Source organism: Microbacterium sp. ZW3a (assembly GCF_057167165.1).
This window is the reverse complement of sequence record NZ_CM169903.1, coordinates 2,633,539-2,648,680: the sequence shown is the minus strand read 5'-3', so window position 1 is coordinate 2,648,680 and position 15,142 is coordinate 2,633,539. Positions and strand designations below refer to the sequence as shown.

The window sequence follows — 15,142 nt, the reverse complement described above, 5'->3', positions numbered from 1 at the left end:
GGGATCAGCCCTTCACAGCGCCGGTGAGGCCACCGACGATCCGACGCTCGAAGACGCTGAAGAACAGCAGAGCGGGAATCATCGAGAGCGAGGTGAATGCGAGCACTCGCGCGGTGTCGACGGAGTACTGCGAGGCGAACGCCTGCGTGCCCAGCGGCAGCGTGTACGAGGCTTCGTTGTTCAGGATGAACAGCGGGAGCATGTAGGAGTTCCAGCTGTTGACGAAGGCCAGGATGCCGACGGTGACGACCGCGGGAACGGCCAGCGGCAGCACCATGCGCCAGAAGAACCCGAGACGTCCGAGCCCGTCGATCGAGGCGGCCTCCTGCAGCTCCTTGGGGATGGCCGCGAGGAACGGCGACAGGATGATGATCGTCAACGGCAGCGCGAAAGCGATCTGGGGAATGATGACGCCCGCGAGGGAGTTCGTCAGTCCGATGTTGCGCACGAGGATGTACAGCGGCGTGATCGCGACGGTCATCGGGAACATGAGTCCGGCGGTGAAGAGCGCGTAGAGTGCTCCGCGTCCGCGGAAGCGGTAGCGCGACAGCGCGTACGCCGCCATGAGCCCGAGGGCCACGACGAACACGGTCGTCGCGATCGCGGCGATGGCCGAGTTTCCGACCTGTCCCCAGAAGACGCCGCTGACGAGCACGTCGGCGTAGTTCTGCCAGTTCCACTGGGTGGGGAAGCCCGAGGGGTCGACCGTGATCTCGGCGTTCGATCGGAAGCCGCCGAGGATGATGTACACCACGGGGGCGAGCATCAGTCCGATCAGCAGCAGGGCGACGAAGCCCACGATCACCGAACTGGAACGGTTCTTGCCGCCGGAGGGGCGGTGGCTCGAGCGCGGCGCCTTCGGCGCGACGAGGGTGGCGGTGGCGGTCACTTGGTGCCTCCCGTGAGGGCGCCGGCCGTGTCGCGACGGAGCACGAACCGCTGATAGATGAGGGCGACGGCGAGGGAGATGAGGAACATCACCACGGCCACGGCGCTGCCGTAGCCGAAGCTGCCGGCGTTGCGGCCGTTGGCGACCATGTAGGTGGCCATGGTGGAGGTTCCCGCCGTCGAGGCGACGTACTGACCCCAGATGATCCAGACGAGGTCGAACAGCTGCAGGGAGCCGATGATCGAGAGGAACGCCCAGATGCGGATCGTCGGGCCCATGAGGGGCAGCACGATGTGGCGCTGGATCTGCCAGAACGACGCGCCGTCGATGGCGGCGGCCTCCGACAGCTCCTCGGGGATTCCCTGGAGGCCGGCGAGGAAGAGGATGACGGCGAAGCCGATGTACTTCCACGTGATGATGATCAGCAGGGTCCAGATCGCCAGCGCGGGGTCGGAGATCCAGTCAGCCTGGAGCGAGCCGAGACCGATCTTCTCCAGGGCGCCGTTGAGCGCTCCGCCGGACTGCAGCATGAGGCCCCAGCCGAGGCCGACGACGACCTCGGAGATGACGTAGGGCACGAAGATCAGCACGCGGATGAGCGACTGCGCACGCATCTTCCGGTTCAGCAGCAGCGCGAGCCCGAGGGCGAGCGGCCCCTGCAGGACGAGCGAGCCGATGACGATGAAGACGTTGTGACCGAGCGCCTCGTGGAAGGCGGGGTCGGTGAGGATCGTGAGGTAGTTGCGGAAGCCGACGAAGTCGGTGGGGGCACCGAATCCGGACCAGCTGTAGAAGCCGTAGAAGGCGGCCAGGGCCACCGGCAGGATGACGAACGAGACGAAAACCACCAGGGCCGGGCCCAGGAGGATCGCGAGCTCGCCGCGGATGCGCCAGTTCTCGCGGCGGCGCCGGGCGGAGGCCGGCCCGGCCGAGGGGGTGCGGGTGGCACCCTCCTCGGCCAGGCGGCGACCGGCGACGTCGTCCGACGCGGTGGCGACGGGATGACGCACGGTGGTCATGGGGAGCCTCCTCAGGAGCGCGATGCGGCGGCGTTGACGGCGTCGACGATGCCCTGCGGGCTGCCCTTACCGGCGAACAGGTCGACCACGGCGACGTTCAGAGCGTTGCCGACGTTCTGGCCGTAGAGCGTGTCGAGCCACACCACGACGTAGGGCGCCTCGGTGTAGGCGGTCAGCGCGGACTGCAGCGCGGGCGTGGTGACGGCGCTGGTCGCCTCGCTGGAGGCGGGGATCGTCTGGAACGCCTCGGCGTACCGCTCCTGGTTCTCCTGGGTCACCATGAAGTTCAGGAAGTCGGTGCACTCCGCGGGCGCGTTGACCCAGCACGCGTACCCGTCGACGCCACCCATGATGGCGCCGGGCTCGCCGTTACCACCGGGAACCTCGGGGAACGGGAACCAGCCGAGGTCGGGCAGCGGCTGCTCGTCGGGGGTCAGCGACGCGATGACGCCCGGGTTCCAGGCGCCCATGAGCTCCATGGCGGCCTGGCGGTTGGCGAGCAGACCCGCCGACGAACCGGCGCCCTGCTGGGCGGCGGTGGTGAGGAAGCCCTCGTTGAACGGCTCCGTGGCGAGGAAGGACTGCAGGTTCTCGCCGGCTTCCAGCCAGCACGCGTCGTCGAAGCTGCGGCTCTCGGCGGCGTCGGCGAGCACGTCCTCGGCGCAGGCGCGGAGGGCGAAGTTGTAGTACCAGTGCGCGGCGGGCCAGGCGTCCTTGGCGCCCACGGCGATCGGGGCCACTCCGGTGGCCTTGATCTTCTCGTCGGCGGCCTCGAGGTCGGAGATCGTCGCCGGTGCTTCGGTCACGCCGGCGGCGGTGAGCAGGTCCTGCGACGTGAAGATGCCCGAGGGGAGCACGGCGACGGGCATGCCGTAGTTCTTGCCGTCGACCTCGAACGCGCCGAGGGATCCGCCGAGGGCGTCCTTGACGTCCGCGGAGATCTTGTCGGTGAGGTCCATGGCCTGACCGGCCTCGACGATGTCGGCGAGCTTGCCGCCACCGCGCGCCATGAAGATGTCCGGCGCGTCGCCCGAGTTCAGAGCGGTCTGGAGCTTGCCGTCCATCTCCTCGTTCTGCAGGGCCTGGATCTCGATGGTGACCCCGGGGTTGGCCTCTTCGAAGGCCGCGGCGGTGTCTTCCCAGTACTGCTTGCCGTCGCCCGTGGTGGAGTTGTGCCAGAACGTCAGGGTGACGCTGCCGTCGGCGTTCTGACCGCCGCCACCGCCGGCGCAACCGCCGAGGGCGAGGGTGCCGGCGACGGCGATAGCCGACGCGGCGAGGATCTTCCTCTTGTTCATGTGATTTCCCGTTTCTCTTCGTCGAGGTGCGTCCCTCGCGGGATGCTCCGGTTTCGGCTGCGATGCCGTTCTTTCACACCGGGTGTGCGGCCCGGGGTTTCAGAAGTGTCGCCCGGGTGGCGACCATCGTCAAACGTTTTCGAAAATGATTTCCACGCTAATCTCAACCCGTGAACAGACGCGCCACCATCCACGATGTCGCCACTGCGGCCGGCGTCTCGGTGGCGACCGTGTCCAAGGCGGTCAACGGCCGTTACGGCGTCGCGCCCGAGACGGTCGCCCGCGTGCTCGACGCCGTCGAAGCCCTCGGCTACGAGTCCAGTCTGGTCGCCAGCAGCATGCGCTCGCGCCGCACCGGCGTGGTGGGCGTGCTCGTGGCCGATATCGAGCCGTTCTCGGCGGAGATCCTCAAGGGCGTCGGGGGCGCGCTCTCCGGTACGGGCTACGACCTGCTCGCCTATAGCGGCTCGCGTCGCGACGGCGAGGGCTGGGAGCGGCGGTCGCTGAGCCGCCTCAGCGGCACCCTCATCGATGCGGCGATCATCGTGACCCCCACGGTGGTGAACGTCGTCAGCGAGGTGCCGATCGTCGCGGTCGACCCGCACACGGGACGCGCCGACCTGCCCACCGTCGAATCCGACAGCTACACCGGGGCGCAGCAGGCCGTGCACTACCTCGCCCAGCTCGGCCATCGCCGCATCGGTTTCATCGCCGGGCGCCCCGATCTGCGGTCCGCGGTGGCGCGTGCCTCCGGCTACCGTGCGGGACTCGCGGCGGCTGGCATCCCGTTCGATCCGGCGCTGGTGGGGGTGGGACGCTACGAGCAGGACGTTGCGCGCGAGACCGCCCACGCCATGCTCGGACTGCCCGATCGGCCGACCGCCGTGTTCGCCGCGAACGACCTCTCCGCCCTGTCGATCATCGAGGTGGCCGGCGAGCGCGGGTTGCGAGTGCCCGACGACCTCTCGGTCGTGGGGTTCGACGACGTGCCCGAGGCGGCGCGCGCCCAGCCGGGCCTGACTACCGTTCGCCAGCCGATGAAGCGCCTGGGGGCCGAAGCGGTGCGGATCGTGCTGGCGCTCATGGCGGGAGAGACACTGCCCGAGACGCACGTGCAACTCCCGACGCGCCTCGTCGTCCGCGCGACGACCGCGCCCCCGCCCGCGCGCTGAGCCCCGCCGTCCCGCTGATGGGGCCGCGGCGGGGCGGCGCGCCGTGCGGCCGGACCGAACTCCTGAGTTCTCGGCCGTGGCGGCGGGGAGCCCGGTGTCGGAACTGTTCGACGTGCGGTTCCTCAGGAGTTCGGCCGGCGCTCCACCAGCGGCGTGCTCCGGATGCCGAGGGGCTAAGGTCGCGGCGTGACCGTTGTGCTTCTCGCCCCCGATGGGTTCAAGGGCTCGATCTCCGCGGCCGATGCCGCCGCGTCGCTCGCCGCGGGGTGGCGGAGCGTCCGGGGCGACGACCGCATCGTCGAGCTCCCGATGGCCGACGGCGGCGAGGGAACCCTCGACGCCTTCCTCGTCGCCGTGCCGGGGGCGCGCCGGATGCCGGTGCGCGTCACGGGTCCGCACGGCCGCGAGGTCGCGGCATCCTGGGTCCTCCTCCCCGCGACGGGGGACGCTCCGCGCGGCACGGGGGTCGTGGAGTTGGCCTCGACCTCGGGCATCGAGCTGCTCGATGGCGCGCTGCGCCCGCTCGACGCCGACACCCGGGGGTTCGGGCAGGCGATCGCCGCGGCGCTCGACCACGGCGTGTCGCGGCTCGTGCTCGCGATCGGGTCGAGCGCCTCGACCGACGCGGGGTTCGGTGTGCTCGGCGCTCTCGGTGCGCGAATCACGGATGCCGACGACCTCGAGATCGCGCCCGGCCTGCGGGGGATGTCGACCGCCGTCCGCCTCGATCGTTCGGGGCTGCGCGCCCTCCCACCCGGCGGCGCGCTCGTGCTGACCGACGTACGGAGCCCCCTGACGGGCCCCTTCGGCGCGGCGGCCGTCTTCGGTCCGCAGAAGGGGATCGGGTCGGACGACATCGCCGCCGCGGACGCCGCGCTCGTCCGGGCGGCCGTCTTGCTCGACACCGACGTCGCCTACCCGGGCTCGGGCGCGGCCGGCGGCACGGGAGCTGCCCTGCGCGCGTGGGGCGCCGAGCTGGTCCCGGGCGCCGAGCGCGTCGCGGACCTCATCGGTCTCTCGGCCGCCGTGGCCGGCGCCGACGTCGTGGTGACGGGGGAGGGTTCATTCGACGCCAGCTCGGCTACGGGCAAGGCCCCGGCGCGCGTGGCGGCGCTCGCTCGCGCGGCGGAGCGTTCGGTGGGACTCGTCGCGGGCCGCATCGCCCCGGATGCCGACCTCTCGGGGTTCGACGCGGCGGTCGCCCTGGTCGAACTCGCCGGGTCGCCCGACGCACCCCTGGTCGAGCCGGGGCGCTGGCTCACCCTCGCGGGCGCGGCGCTGGCCCGCCGCCTCGGCTGAGCGCGGCGTCGGCTGGGCGCGGCGTGGCGGCTGAGCGCGGCATAGGCCGCGCCCCGGGGCCACGGACGTCGCCCCGGAACCCCCTCACGCCCCGACCACCGCGCCGTCCGTGCGGCGACCGGCCGCCGCAGCGCGCCGCATCACGCCCCGGCTCCGGTACCGTCGAGATGTGTCCACCGTCTCCAGCAACAAAGACGACGAAGTCGACCTCCTCATCGACGCCTGGTCGCAGTTGCTGCCCGACGTCGACCTCACCCCCCTCGACGTCATGTCGCGCCTGCGCCGCGCCGCCTTCCATCTGTCGAAGCTGCGCGCTCGCGCCTTCGCCAGCGCCGACATCGCGGTGTGGGAGTTCGACGTGCTCGCGGTGCTCCGCCGCGCCGGCACCGAGCTGAGTGCCACACGCCTGATCTCGGCGACCATGATCGGCAGCGCTGCCATGACCAATCGCCTCGACAAACTCGCCGAGCGCGGTCTCGTGCACCGTCGGCCCAATCCGTCCGACGGTCGGGCGATCCTCGTGGCGATCACGGCCGAGGGCGTCGAGCGCGTGGATGCCGCGATGACCGAGCTCGTCCGCCTCGAGGCCGAGGCCCTGCGCGACGTCAACCGCGCCGACCAGGCGCTTCTCGCCCGCGTCCTGCGGGTGCTCGCCGCCGGCGAGACCCACGAGGCGTGATCGCCCCGGTCGCACGTCGCTCGTGACGCGAAGCTGACCCCCGGCGAGGCTCAGTCGAAGTCGGCTGCCAGGGCGTTGCGGTGGTACTCGAAGATGATGCTGGTGCGCGTGGATGCCACGCTGTGCCGGCCCGAGAGCTGATCGACGACGAAGCGGCGCACCGCCGAGGAGTCGTCGACGGCGATGTGCACCAGGAAGTCGTCGGCCCCGCCGAGGAAGAACAGCTGGATGACATCGGGGTGGCGGCGCACCTCCTGCGCGAACGCACGGATGCTCTCTTGGCGCTGTCCGGCGCGCAGGGTCACTCCCACGATGGCCTGCAGCCCGCGTCCGAGCCGGCTCTGATCGACGGCCGCGTGGAAGCCGGTCAGGATGCCGCGGTCGATCAGGCCCCGCACCCGCGCGTGCGCGGTCGAGGGTGCGACGTCGAGGGCGGCCGCGAGCGCGGCGTTGGTCATGCGCGCGTCGGAGGAGAGCATCTCGATGATGCGCGCGTCGAGCGGGTGAAGGTCGTCGTCGGCCATTGCAGATCCTTCGGTTCGCCGGTCGGAGGAGGGCGTCCTGCCACGACGATACTGCCGTGCTGGAGGAGAGAACCGAAGGATCTGCGGATTTACGACACCGAAACACGGTTTCCTGCGATTCTTCCTGCCACGACCACCGAGGAGAGTCCCATGCGCGTCGCCGTGCCCACCGAGATCAAGAACAACGAGAACCGCGTCGCGATGACGCCCGCGGGCGTGGATGCTCTGGTGCACCGCGGTCACGAGGTGCTGGTGCAGGCCGGCGCCGGCGAGGGCAGCGGCTTCTCCGACGCCCAATACCGCACCGCCGGCGCCGAGATCGTCGCGACCGCCGACGAGACGTGGGCCCGGGCCGAACTTCTCGTGAAGGTCAAGGAGCCCATCCCGCCCGAGTACGCGCACCTGCGGGCCGACCTGACGCTCTTCACCTACCTGCACCTCGCCGCCGACCGGCCGCTCACCCACGCGCTCATGGCCGCGGGCACCACGGCAGTGGCGTACGAGACCGTGCAGACGGCCGACCGCGCGCTGCCGCTGCTGGCGCCCATGAGCGAAGTCGCCGGACGCCTGTCGATCATCGAGGGGGCGCACCACCTGCTGCGCGCCGCGGGCGGACGCGGCCTGCTGCCGGGCGGCGTCCCGGGGACGCCGAAGGCGAAGGTCGTCGTGATCGGCGGCGGCGTCGCCGGCGAGCATGCCGCGGCCAACGCCCTCGGGCTCGGTGCGAACGTCACCGTCGTCGACATTTCCCTGCCCAAGCTCCGCCGGCTCGAAGAACGCTTCGGCGGCGCGATCCAGACGCGCGCGTCGACCCGACTCGAGATCGCCGAGCAACTCGCCGACGCCGATCTCGTCATCGGGTCGGTGCTCATCCCGGGCGCAGCCGCACCCAAGCTCGTCACCGACGACATGGTCGCCGCGATGAAGCCGGGCTCGGTGCTCGTCGACATCGCGATCGATCAGGGTGGATGCTTTGAGGGCTCACGCCCCACCACGCACGACGCCCCGACGTTCCGCGTCCACGACTCGCTCTACTACTGCGTCGCGAACATGCCGGGAGCGGTGCCGCACACCTCCACGCGCGCGCTCTCCAACGCCACGCTGCCCTACATCACGCGGATCGCCGACGCGGGCTGGGAGGCCGCGGCATCCGCCGACCCAGCTCTTGCGAAGGGCCTGAACGTGCGCGCGGGCGTCGTGGTGAACGAGGGCGTGCGCGCGGCGTTCGACCTCTGACCCCGGATGCCGCACCCCGGTGCCCGTCGCGCCAGCGCCGCGCCGCGCGCCGCGCCGCGCGCCGCGCGCCGCCGGGGCGAGGGCACACGTTCCGCACGACGGCATACGTTCCGGACGTCCCGTTCCTGTGCGTTCGACCCGATCGTGTGCTTTCGGTGGCCCACGCGGCGCCCCGGCCCACACGACGCCCCGGCCCACGCGGCGCCCGGCCCACGCGGCGCCCCGGGCCGGGCGCCCGGCGCAGGCGGCGTCAGCGTGAGCGGAACCAGCGCCGTCGGCGCGGCGCGGTCGCGGGCGGTACCGCGGCGACGCGGCGGCGACGCCGCTCGGTCCACGCGGCGACCTCGGCGTCGACGTCGACCGTCGGCGTCACCACGGGCGGACCGCCGAGCAGTTGCCTCCGCGCCTCGATCACGCGGCGGTTGAAGTCCTCGAGCGTTGCGCGCACGTCGGCCTCGAGGGAGATGGCATCCATGCGCTCGGCGAGTTCGGCATGCTCGACCCGCAGGGTCAGCGCGGGTGGACCGAGGCCGGTGAGCTTCTCGGTCTCGATCTTGCGGCGGATCCACCAGTCGGGGTCGTGACCGCCGCCGAGGTCGGGGAGCGGTTTGCCGGCTCCGGGCAGGTCGTCGAAGTCGCCGCGGCGGATCGCCTGCTGGATCGACGTCTCGACGAAGGCGGCCCGCTCGGCGGCCGTGGATCCGCGCTCGGGCGCCGCGGTTTCGGCCTCGCCCGGGTCGATGCCGGCATCGCGCAGCCGTCGATCCAGGCGATAGCGCTCGGCCGCTTGCCGGGGGTCGTCGCTCATACCGCCTCCGCGGGTGCTCGGGTTCCTCCAGGCTAAGACGCCCACAACTCCGGCAGGCCGTATCAGGGAGAGGGGGATGCCGTTGCAGCGTGCGGATCTGCAGGAGTTGTGCGGGCGAGGCGGTGCTGGCGGCTACAGCCCCAGCCGCCGCAACCGCTCCCGGGCCATGTCCTGCGCGCGCGGGCCCGAGCCGAGGGCCCGCTCGGTCGCCCGCAGAATGAGGCGGGTCGCGGTCTTCACCGGCAGCCAGGATCGGCGGACGCCCAGCATCCGGCGCATCCGCGGCGGGATCGTGGCCACGGCCGCGGCGAACAGCACGCGGTAGGCGACCCCCATGACACCGGGGAACGGTGGCTTGCGCAGAAACCGCACGACGTCGTCCACCCGCTCGTCGCGACGCAGCTCGCCGCGGTCGAGGAAGCCGTCGAGCTCGGCGCGCAGAGCCGCTTCGGTCAGCGGGGGGTTCTCGACGCGCATGAGCCGCCCGGCGGTCGCCCAGTCCGCGACGTACGCGTCGGGCCCGCCGGGAATGCGTCCGCCGTACGCCTGATGGCTCGAGAGGAAGGCGTCGGTGAAGGCCAGGTGCACCCACCGGACGAGGTCGCCGTCATCAGCGGTGTAGCCGCGCTCCCCGCCGTCGCCCGCGGTGTACGTGCCCTGCACGCGGCGGTGGAACCGGCCGACACGGGCGGTCTCGGCATCCGCTTGGGTGGTCGACCCGTACGTGAGCGTGATGACCCAGCGCACGGTTCCGGTGAGGCGCCCGATCGGATCCTCGCGGTAGCGCGACCAGTCGTGCACCCCGGCGAGGGCACCCGGGTGCAGCGCCTGCAAGAGCAGGGCCCGGATGCCGGCCACCAGGGTCCCCATCCCGGCATGCACCGTCCACGCGGGGCCGTTCTCGACGAAGTACCCGGCGTCGTCGCCCTCGGCGATCGCCCGCACGTAGGGCGCCATGCCGGTCGAATCACCGGCGAGGGCCGTGAGCAGGCGTTCGCGCAAGCGGGCGACGTGGCGGGGAACGGGGCGGGGGGACGTCACCGTTCCAGCGTGCCATCCCGCAAGCGCGGGAGGGTCGGATCAGTGGCCGTCGTGGGTGATGACAGGGACGGTCCCGTCGTCGCGGAGCAGCACGGCGTTCTGCGCCGACCCGAGGGCGGGGGTGACCACGACGGCGATGACCGCCGCGGCCACGAGCAGACCGACGACACTCATCGGTTGGGGGGTGCGCGCGGGGGCGTCGGAGGAGCGCGCACGTCGGCGCAAGGTCACAGCGGCGGCGGCTCCCACGACGACCAGCAGTACCGCGGCCGCGGCGGCGGCCAGGACGCTGGTGCGAGCGGGTAAGAGGAACATCAGCCCGGTGACGCCGACGAGAGCGGCCACGACACCGGCGAGGGTGGCCCGCGGCGTGACCAGGCGCCCGAGGGCGAGGGCGGCTCCACCCCAGACGAGCGCGGCCACTCCGAGAGCGAGGAGTCCCGCTCCGAGGCCGCGCGAGGCGGCCCCGGAGCCGGGTCCGACGATCGCGCCGGCACCGAGAGCGGCCACGATGAGCCCGGCCCCCCATGCCGACACGGAGGGCCACGACCGCACGAAGGTCGCGGCGTTCACGCTCAGACCGCCGAAGTGCGGGGGACGTTGCGCTCGGTGCCGAGACCGACACCCAGCAGCACCACGGCGCTACCGAGGTGCAGGAAGTGGTCGGGCACGTTCAGCGCGAGGATGTTCGCGGCGGTGCCGACGAGGAAGAAGCCGACGATACCGAGCAGCAGGTAAACGGCGCCCACCGTGATGTTGACGCCCTTGGCGGCGCGAACGTTGGCGAGACCGGCAATGAGAAGCGCGGCACCGATCAGGAGGTGGGCGATGTTGTGCAGCGGGTTGACCTCGAAGATTCCGAGGAGCAGTCCACCCTCGGTGGCGATGAAGCCGACGCCGCCGGTGACGGCGAAGCCGAGCAGACCGACGAGCAGGTAGACAGCGCCGAAGATGGTGGCGACGATGCGATTCGGTGACGAGCTCATAATGAACCTCCCAGAGTTCTGACAGCGACCACTCGGCCGCCTTCCACTCATCTTCGGAGACGATAAGAGATTCGGATTGGGCTTTGCGGCATCCGAGGTGATCGGGTACAAGAGCGCTCTCGTCTGGCCTGTGAACCGGTGCCCAGACATGACAGAAGGCCCCCGAGTACTCTCCGAGGCCCTCCGTACCGGATCAGACAGTACGGACCGCGCGGACCCGGCCGTGGGGGATTGCGATTTCTGCCCTGTTGGCTTATTCGCGCGTCTGTCACACTCGCAAAATGAGGTTCGAGACGACACTGTCGCAGACGGGCAACAACACCGGCATTGAGGTTCCGCCCGATGTCGTCGAGCAACTGGGCGGAGGTAAACGCGCCGCCGTTACCGTCGACGTCAACGGCTACGTGTACTCCAGCACCCTCGGCGTCATGGCCGGTCGGCACCTCATTCCCTTCTCGGCGGACAAACGGAAGGCCACCGGACTCGCGGGCGGCGAACCCATCACGGTGGAGATCACTCTCGACACCGCCGAACGCCCCGTCGAGGTGCCCGCCGACCTGGCCGCGGCGCTCGCCGAAGCCGATGCCCGCGCCGCCTTCGACGCACTCGCCCCGAGTGCCCGCAAGGCGCACGCGGGCAGCGTGACCGAGGCGAAAGCGCCCGAGACGCGCGCCCGCCGCATCGCGAAGATCGTCGCCGCCCTCGAGTGAGCGCGGGCTCGCGCCCGTGGCCCGACCGATAGCCTGGGACGGGAGGTCGCGTGGGCCGGACGAAGGATGCCATTGCCGAGGGGCTGTCGATCGCGACCGCCGCGGCGCGACTTACCGTGCGCAATCACATCCTCGTGGAGACGATCGGCCACGGCGGACACTTCGATGGTGACGTGTTCGCGGACTTCGCGCGGGACACGCTGCGTGCGCTCGCCGACGAACAGGATCAAGCGGCCGACCGGGTCACCCAGCAGCGCAAGCGCGCGTGGGGGCGGTTCTCCGACTCCTCCGGTACCCACGACTACCGCGACCGCGACACGCGTAACCTTCGCCGCCGCGCGCGTCAGTCCCGCGGCGTCGCCAAAGAGCTGCGCACGCTCGCCGAGGATCCGGAGCGGGTCGCAGAACTCGTCGCCGCCGCGCGCGCGGCGGCCTGGGGAGACGTCGAGTCCAATCTGTCCCAGCGTCTCGACGTCGAGGGCATGACGGCGGATGCCGACCCCGACTACGCCACGATGCGTCGCGCCCGCATGGACGCCCTGCGCATGGTGGATCTCGCCCGGCTGGCCTCGCAGGCGAAGAAGCGGGCGAAAGAGCGTGAGGCTGCCGCGGGCGATGCGGCGCCGACCGAGGCCGCGAGCGGCAAGAAGAAGAAGCCGACGTCGGCCTGATTCCCGGCGCGAGGGCGGGGCCTTCGACCGTCTCGCTCGCTAGGGGTGGGTGCCCTCAAGGACTCGCGCGATCGCGTCCAGTGTTCGACCGATCTCGGGCAGCGCGTCCACCGGCGGGATATTGAGGTGTCCATGCGGCATCCCTTCCGCGATCTCGACCTGCACGCTCACATCAATTCCTTAGTCGCAGAAACAATGGGTCGTTGTTGCGCAAACGAGCGCGAACACGATCCGCGGTCAAGGGCGTCTGCGGGCCGCCATCGCCGTCGCGAGTCCGAGACCACGGTGAGCGTGAGGCTTCGACGCGGCAGCGCGCACGCGCGGCGTCGGAAACGAGGGACCCTCTAGGGCAGGGTGGTCGGCCCCGCGGAGCCGGTGGCGAAGAGAACGTGGGCGATGTCATCGGGTGCGGCGACGTCCGCGAGACCGATCCGCAGCGCGGTGACAGCGTACTCGGCTGTGGATCGAGGGCCCGCCGCCACGAACGAGATGCCCGGCGGAGCGCCCGCCTGGTCTGGCTGCACATTGACCATCACCGACAGCACGGCGGGGAGTTCATTCAGCACGCCGGCGAGAACATCGACGACGGGCCCAGCGAGTGCGGAAAGGGTGGCGCCCAGCGAGGTCACTCGATCCATCAACTCGGTGGTGAGGAGGTTCGCCAGCCCGGTGGTCAATGCTCCTCCGGAGCCGCTGAGCGCCGTGAGGACGGAGCTCAGGGTGGGGAGCCCGAGCGCACCGAGTGCGAGGTTGATCGTCCCGACGATGAGGCCGGTCGGCTGGTTGGAGAGACTCACCCCGATCGTGGCGTCGCCATCGAGAACCTGTCCGATCGTCGCGTCCACCCCGAGCCGCACGGTGGCCAACGTGTAGCCGGCCGCCGCCACGGAAGTGGTCAGATCGATCCCGAGCTGCGCGTCGCGGAGTGCTGCTCGCAGTGCGCCGGTGACATCCTCGGCCCAGTCGTCGAGGAGCGTCCCGGCCTCCGCGACGATGTCAGTGATCACCCCGGCGCTCAGCACGAGTTCGGTGTTCGGCCCGGCGCCGTTCAACGGCCCGGTGAGGCGCTCGATATCGACGAGGATCTGGGCGTTCGCGAGATCGATCGCGAAACCGTCGCCCTGCAACGTCACGTCGAGGAGAGGCTCGACCGTTGCGCTGAGATCGAGGCCGGTGATGGCGACATTCCCCGCCATGCTCGCTATCGAGACTCCGGGCGCCGTGAGGCCGAGGGTGGTTCGCAGGTTCTGAGCGATCAGCCCGCCCTGCCCGACGAGTGCGCCGACGGCGGTGTCCAGATCTCCGACCGCGGCGGTGACCGCCCCGGCCAGAGCTCCGACGGCGGGCGCATCGAGGACGACCTCCATGCCGGCGATGCCGTAGTCGCGCTGCGCCACGGCCTGCGATGGCGTGATGCCCCAGATCTGCTCTTGGAGCGCCGCGCATCCGTCGAGTTGCACGCTCGCAGCGACGGCGCCGATCTCCAGAGTTGCCTGGTCCAACCCCGCGACTGCGGGGAGGAGATCGGTGAGATCGATCGTCGCGGGCTGGGGCACCTGCGGTCCCGGTGTCGTCTCGGACACCAGGATGCCGCCGGAATCGGTGATGAGGCCGGACGCTCCCGCGGCGCGCCCGTTCGTCGAACCCTGAGTCCACTGACCCGCCGCGCCCCACGCCGCCCCCGGAAGAGCGACGGAGAATCCCGTGAGGTCCATCCCGACGGTGCCCAGCGCCGTCACGTCGAGCGGGTTCGCGTAGGTAGTGGTGGGGGGCGACGAACCGAGATCGATCGCATCACCGGGTTGCGGGGTGGAGATGCCAGCGGCATCGACCGTCAGGCGCATCTCCTCGAGTTCGGCGATGGCATCCAGATCGACGCCGAAGACCTGCCCGGCAAGAAGCGTGCCGCGAGAGCGAGTGGCGAGCGCCGTCCCGCCGTCGCAGGCGAGGAGGTCCGTCCCGATCGCCTCCCCGTGGGTCCACTCGGTGTCGCCCCAGCTCGCCGTTGTGGCAGTGACCCCGGCAGGGATCACGAGCACCGCTCCGACTGCGGTCGCGATCGTGGCGCGCGTCCACCGGTTCATGAGCGACCTCCCTGGCGAGCGAGGCGCAGCGCCGCGAGCAGACCGAGCAGACCGACGGCGAGCACCCCGGCCCCCACGAGCAGTCCGGGATCGGACCCGGTCGCCGCCAAACGGCTCGGCGGGTGGGCGGGAACGTCATCGATGGAGGTGGCCGTGAGGCCGACCGCCAGGTGGCCCCGCACACCCATCAGGCCTGTGTCCGATGCCGCCTCGGCGGAGTTCTCGACCGCCAGCGTGACCAGGAGATGCTGCCGCGCCGAGGGCGTCAGGGGGCGCAGCTCGAAGGTCGGTGAGGACGAGGTGTAGTCGTCCTCGGGTGTGGCGACGGTGATTTCGCGTGCGCCAGACGGGCAGACGGGCCGGTCGGGGAGACCGGACCACGGGGAGTCGCAGACCTCCATCCGCATGACCAAGCCGCGGGGGGATGCCGCCAGGGGCCCGCTCTTGCGGAGCTCGAGGGCGAGCTCCGCGTGCGTGGCGTCTTCGAGTCGCGCGGTGATCTGCCAGTACGCGGGCTCGCCCGGGCTCAGGTCGAGGAGCTCCGCCGGATACGGGTCGGCGGAGAGGATCAGCCGGCCAGCGGCCCCGGTGGCAGGGACGTCGATCAGCGCGCCGAGGGCGGCGTCCGAAAGGAGCACGCTTCCCGAACCAAGGAAGGCGAGCGAGGCGACCGCCGCGAGCAGGGCGCTCCCGCGTCGGCCCCGGGGGCGTCGGGGGTGCACCATG

17 protein-coding genes are annotated in these 15,142 nt (G+C 71.2%); 6 read left to right on the top strand and 11 right to left on the bottom strand.

Features of this window, described 5'->3' with window-relative positions; all coding sequences use genetic code 11:
* Positions 1-4 precede the first annotated feature (4 nt).
* From ACU6WY_RS12480 to ACU6WY_RS12470, 3 genes are read right to left on the bottom strand one after another with little or no spacing between them, the layout of a single operon-like run.
* The gene (locus tag ACU6WY_RS12480) at positions 5-889 is read right to left on the bottom strand and encodes a carbohydrate ABC transporter permease (protein WP_483819960.1); all 885 of its coding nucleotides are present in this window, start codon (positions 887-889) and stop codon (positions 5-7) included.
* Positions 886-1,908 (bottom strand): carbohydrate ABC transporter permease, encoded by a 1,023-nt coding sequence (locus tag ACU6WY_RS12475; RefSeq protein WP_483819959.1) that lies wholly within the window; start codon positions 1,906-1,908, stop codon positions 886-888. The genes ACU6WY_RS12480 and ACU6WY_RS12475 overlap by 4 nt, the downstream gene beginning before the upstream one ends.
* Positions 1,909-1,919: 11 nt before the next feature.
* Positions 1,920-3,206, bottom strand: a complete 1,287-nt coding sequence (locus tag ACU6WY_RS12470) for an extracellular solute-binding protein (protein WP_483819958.1) — start codon at positions 3,204-3,206, stop codon at positions 1,920-1,922.
* A gap of 170 nt (positions 3,207-3,376) precedes the next feature.
* On the opposite strand from ACU6WY_RS12470, the gene ACU6WY_RS12465 reads away from it, so the two are divergent.
* The 3 genes from ACU6WY_RS12465 (at position 3,377) to ACU6WY_RS12455 (ending at position 6,356) form a co-directional block, all read left to right on the top strand.
* Positions 3,377-4,378 (top strand): LacI family DNA-binding transcriptional regulator, encoded by a 1,002-nt coding sequence (locus ACU6WY_RS12465; RefSeq protein ID WP_483819957.1) that lies wholly within the window; start codon positions 3,377-3,379, stop codon positions 4,376-4,378.
* 186 nt (positions 4,379-4,564) lie between these two features.
* Positions 4,565-5,677, top strand: coding sequence for a glycerate kinase (locus tag ACU6WY_RS12460; RefSeq protein ID WP_483819956.1), 1,113 nt, complete (start codon positions 4,565-4,567; stop codon positions 5,675-5,677).
* 169 nt (positions 5,678-5,846) lie between these two features.
* Positions 5,847-6,356 carry a MarR family winged helix-turn-helix transcriptional regulator gene (locus tag ACU6WY_RS12455; protein WP_483819955.1) on the top strand — a complete coding sequence of 170 codons (510 nt, stop codon included), beginning with the start codon at positions 5,847-5,849 and terminating at the stop codon, positions 6,354-6,356.
* Between the two features lie 50 nt (positions 6,357-6,406).
* Here ACU6WY_RS12455 and ACU6WY_RS12450 read toward each other — a convergent pair whose 3' ends face one another.
* Positions 6,407-6,880: an Lrp/AsnC family transcriptional regulator gene (locus ACU6WY_RS12450; protein ID WP_483819954.1), complete on the bottom strand. Its 474-nt coding sequence runs from the start codon at positions 6,878-6,880 to the stop codon at positions 6,407-6,409.
* Positions 6,881-7,030: 150 nt separating this feature from the next.
* Between ACU6WY_RS12450 and ald the strand changes: the two genes are divergently transcribed.
* A complete protein-coding gene (gene ald, locus ACU6WY_RS12445) occupies positions 7,031-8,116 on the top strand; it encodes an alanine dehydrogenase (protein WP_483819953.1) in 1,086 nt (361 codons plus the stop codon).
* A gap of 250 nt (positions 8,117-8,366) precedes the next feature.
* On the opposite strand, the gene ACU6WY_RS12440 is transcribed toward ald, so the two are convergent.
* The 4 genes from ACU6WY_RS12440 to ACU6WY_RS12425 all read right to left on the bottom strand — a co-directional run bounded on the left by ACU6WY_RS12440 (position 8,367) and on the right by ACU6WY_RS12425 (position 10,951).
* A complete protein-coding gene (locus ACU6WY_RS12440) occupies positions 8,367-8,924 on the bottom strand; it encodes a DnaJ family domain-containing protein (protein ID WP_483819952.1) in 558 nt (185 codons plus the stop codon).
* 132 nt (positions 8,925-9,056) lie between these two features.
* Positions 9,057-9,965, bottom strand: coding sequence for an oxygenase MpaB family protein (locus tag ACU6WY_RS12435; RefSeq protein ID WP_483819951.1), 909 nt, complete (start codon positions 9,963-9,965; stop codon positions 9,057-9,059).
* A gap of 39 nt (positions 9,966-10,004) precedes the next feature.
* The gene (locus tag ACU6WY_RS12430) at positions 10,005-10,538 is read right to left on the bottom strand and encodes a hypothetical protein (RefSeq protein ID WP_483819950.1); all 534 of its coding nucleotides are present in this window, start codon (positions 10,536-10,538) and stop codon (positions 10,005-10,007) included.
* Between the two features lie 2 nt (positions 10,539-10,540).
* Positions 10,541-10,951: a DUF4383 domain-containing protein gene (locus ACU6WY_RS12425; protein WP_483819949.1), complete on the bottom strand. Its 411-nt coding sequence runs from the start codon at positions 10,949-10,951 to the stop codon at positions 10,541-10,543.
* Between the two features lie 281 nt (positions 10,952-11,232).
* Here ACU6WY_RS12425 and ACU6WY_RS12420 point away from each other — a divergent pair, with 281 nt between their 5' ends.
* On the top strand, positions 11,233-11,661 hold the full coding sequence (locus ACU6WY_RS12420; protein ID WP_483819948.1) for a YdeI/OmpD-associated family protein: 429 nt from the start codon (positions 11,233-11,235) through the stop codon (positions 11,659-11,661).
* Between the two features lie 50 nt (positions 11,662-11,711).
* Positions 11,712-12,332 (top strand): asparagine synthase, encoded by a 621-nt coding sequence (locus tag ACU6WY_RS12415; protein WP_483819947.1) that lies wholly within the window; start codon positions 11,712-11,714, stop codon positions 12,330-12,332.
* Positions 12,333-12,371: 39 nt separating this feature from the next.
* Here the strand turns inward: ACU6WY_RS12415 and ACU6WY_RS12410 are convergent, their stop codons facing one another.
* The 3 genes from ACU6WY_RS12410 to ACU6WY_RS12400 form a co-directional block, all read right to left on the bottom strand.
* The gene (locus ACU6WY_RS12410) at positions 12,372-12,503 is read right to left on the bottom strand and encodes a hypothetical protein (RefSeq protein WP_483819946.1); all 132 of its coding nucleotides are present in this window, start codon (positions 12,501-12,503) and stop codon (positions 12,372-12,374) included.
* A gap of 173 nt (positions 12,504-12,676) precedes the next feature.
* Complete coding sequence (locus ACU6WY_RS12405; RefSeq protein WP_483819945.1) at positions 12,677-14,416, bottom strand: choice-of-anchor G family protein; 1,740 nt, start codon at positions 14,414-14,416, stop codon at positions 12,677-12,679.
* Entirely contained in the window at positions 14,413-15,141 is a 729-nt protein-coding gene (locus ACU6WY_RS12400; protein WP_483819944.1) for a hypothetical protein, read from the bottom strand. The genes ACU6WY_RS12405 and ACU6WY_RS12400 overlap by 4 nt, the downstream gene beginning before the upstream one ends.
* Between the last annotated feature and the right edge of the window lies 1 nt (position 15,142).

What these genes read in the sequence shown, in the direction of transcription:
- ACU6WY_RS12475 (WP_483819959.1), bottom strand. Translation starts at nt 1,908, where the DNA reads ATGACCACCGTGCGTCATCCCGTCGCCACCGCGTCGGACGACGTCGCC.
- ACU6WY_RS12470 (WP_483819958.1), bottom strand. Translation starts at nt 3,206, where the DNA reads ATGAACAAGAGGAAGATCCTCGCCGCGTCGGCTATCGCCGTCGCCGGC.
- ACU6WY_RS12450 (WP_483819954.1), bottom strand. Translation starts at nt 6,880, where the DNA reads ATGGCCGACGACGACCTTCACCCGCTCGACGCGCGCATCATCGAGATG.
- ald (WP_483819953.1), top strand. Translation starts at nt 7,031, where the DNA reads ATGCGCGTCGCCGTGCCCACCGAGATCAAGAACAACGAGAACCGCGTC.
- ACU6WY_RS12440 (WP_483819952.1), bottom strand. Translation starts at nt 8,924, where the DNA reads ATGAGCGACGACCCCCGGCAAGCGGCCGAGCGCTATCGCCTGGATCGA.
- ACU6WY_RS12425 (WP_483819949.1), bottom strand. Translation starts at nt 10,951, where the DNA reads ATGAGCTCGTCACCGAATCGCATCGTCGCCACCATCTTCGGCGCTGTC.
- ACU6WY_RS12420 (WP_483819948.1), top strand. Translation starts at nt 11,233, where the DNA reads ATGAGGTTCGAGACGACACTGTCGCAGACGGGCAACAACACCGGCATT.
- ACU6WY_RS12405 (WP_483819945.1), bottom strand. Translation starts at nt 14,416, where the DNA reads ATGAACCGGTGGACGCGCGCCACGATCGCGACCGCAGTCGGAGCGGTG.
- ACU6WY_RS12400 (WP_483819944.1), bottom strand. Translation starts at nt 15,141, where the DNA reads ATGGTGCACCCCCGACGCCCCCGGGGCCGACGCGGGAGCGCCCTGCTC.